This window comes from Tardiphaga sp. P9-11 (assembly GCF_008329525.1).
Lineage (GTDB): Bacteria > Pseudomonadota > Alphaproteobacteria > Rhizobiales > Xanthobacteraceae > Tardiphaga.
Map to the genome: position 1 here is coordinate 1 of NZ_NPKQ01000025.1, position 1,895 is coordinate 1,895.

Genomic DNA, 1,895 nt, shown 5'->3' on the forward strand with positions numbered 1-1,895 from the left:
TGGCTGCACGACAACAGTATCAATCATTTTGAGATTCCCATTGGAGCGACTCCGGAATAGATGCCGATGCCCACACAATGTGCATTCAAAAGTATGGTTCCGCCCTCGCAGACGAATTCGTCCTCTTAGCGAGTTCGGTGCCGAAAGATCCAGGCGCGGGATAACCGATAGGCAGAGCAGCGCAGCGGACCGCCCGTTTTGCCATCCGGATCGTTGCCACCCGCCGCGTCGGCTCCGCGTTACTGGCGATGTATCGCTACGGCCAGCGCGGACGTTCCAGATCTCCTTCGCTAGCGCGTCTTCGACGATATGTACCGCAGCGGCGGCACAGAGGTCCGGGTGTCAGGAGCCTCGATCAAGTGCACCGCCAAAAATCGAAATCGGCGGTCTGGCAATTCGTCTCAAATGATACGACGTCAATTCCCAGCCTGTGGTTCCTTCCGAGGAACCATTGGAGGACACGACATGAATGAGCGTCAGCTGATAACCCGCGCATGGCAAGATGCCGACTTAGAGAAGCTTAAACAGTTGCACGCAGAAGGCGCCACTCTCATGCGTGCAACGGCAGCTTTGAAAAGGCCAATGGCTTCAGTCAAAAAGCGTGCTCGTGAACTTGGGCTGCATTTCGCGGGTGTTCGAGAAGTCCGGCGGGAGATCAACGCGCGCGAGCAAGCCCAATGACAGTCAGTGGTTCCACCGCGCCGAAATGCCCGAAGTGCAATCGTAAGATGACGTCATTTAAGAAGGAAGATGTGGAGTTCAGATGCTCAAAGTGCGACGTCGATCCGATGGAGCACAGCAAGGGGTGGCTTTCGAGCGAGTTGAAGCCACCGTCAAGATGACTAGAATGCTGAGCGCAGCTGAACGGGTTGGGCGACGTAGGAGGCTACAATCGACCCTCTAGCCATCCTTATAAGAAAACTCAAAGAACACTCGCCCCTGAGCCAAGAGGACCTTCTGGAGATTCGCCGGCTGCCGTGCTCTGTCCGCGAATTGGATAGTCATGAGGACTTCATTCGGCAGGGCGATCGACCCAAGGTGTCCGCAATCGTCGTCGACGGGATGCTGGCTCGCTATCATCTCCTGCCGAATGGCGCACGCCAGTATTTGTCCTTTCATCTCGCCGGCGACATGCCGGATTCACAGTGTCTTTTCATCGAGGTGATGGATCATGCGGTCTGCGCGATCGGCAAGGCGGTCGTCGCCTCGGTCCCGCATCGGGATTTGACGAAATTATTCGATAGCAAGCCAAAGGTTGGCGCCGCGATCTGGCGTGAAACGCTCATCGATGCAGCCATTTTCCGTGAAGCGATCACGAACAACAGCGCGCGATCCGCCCCTGCCCGCATGGCTCATCTCTTCTGCGAGCTTTTCTACCGATCGCGGGCTTCCGGCCTGGCTCGCGGGGATACCTGTGTTCTGCCGCTAGGTCTCAATCAGCTTGGAGAGGCGCTTGGTCTATCACTAGCTACCGTGAACCGCGCATTGGCGAACCTTCGAGACAGCGACCTTGCCGACTTCAAGAACGGATCTCTCACCATCAAAAATTGGGCGAATCTCGCGCACTATGGTGAGTTCAATCCTCGCTACTTGCATCAGCGTCGCGAGCCGTTCTGACGTCGGCAAAGCCAACGAACAGCACACTGGCGGCACCTATGCCGATCTCAGGATCGCTTTCGAAGTTGCAGAGAGGCTGCACAAAAGCAATGCCCCTCACACCATCGCTATACGTGGCATCTCGGCGGGCGTCACGGCTTGGCAGTCTCCGGCCTCTGACCAATCCCGGTAGCGAGCCTCCCGCATCGCGCCAAACTGACTTCGGCTGCGGCCGCAAGATAAAACCGGGAACTAGAACCACGGCTCGGTGTTGAAGGGCGCAATTCAACACCACCATA

The 1,895-nt window shown here is 56.9% G+C and carries 2 protein-coding genes; both read left to right on the forward strand.

All coding sequences use genetic code 11. The annotated features are described in order from the left end of the window. Nucleotides 1-465 precede the first annotated feature (465 nt). The gene (locus CIW50_RS28880) at nucleotides 466-681 is read left to right on the forward strand and encodes a hypothetical protein (protein WP_149534589.1); all 216 of its coding nucleotides are present in this window, start codon (nucleotides 466-468) and stop codon (nucleotides 679-681) included. 258 nt (nucleotides 682-939) lie between these two features. Then, nucleotides 940-1,617, forward strand: coding sequence for a Crp/Fnr family transcriptional regulator (locus CIW50_RS28885; protein ID WP_349636765.1), 678 nt, complete (start codon nucleotides 940-942; stop codon nucleotides 1,615-1,617). Nucleotides 1,618-1,895 lie beyond the last annotated feature (278 nt).

What these genes read in the sequence shown, in the direction of transcription:
- CIW50_RS28880 (WP_149534589.1), top strand. Translation starts at nt 466, where the DNA reads ATGAATGAGCGTCAGCTGATAACCCGCGCATGGCAAGATGCCGACTTA.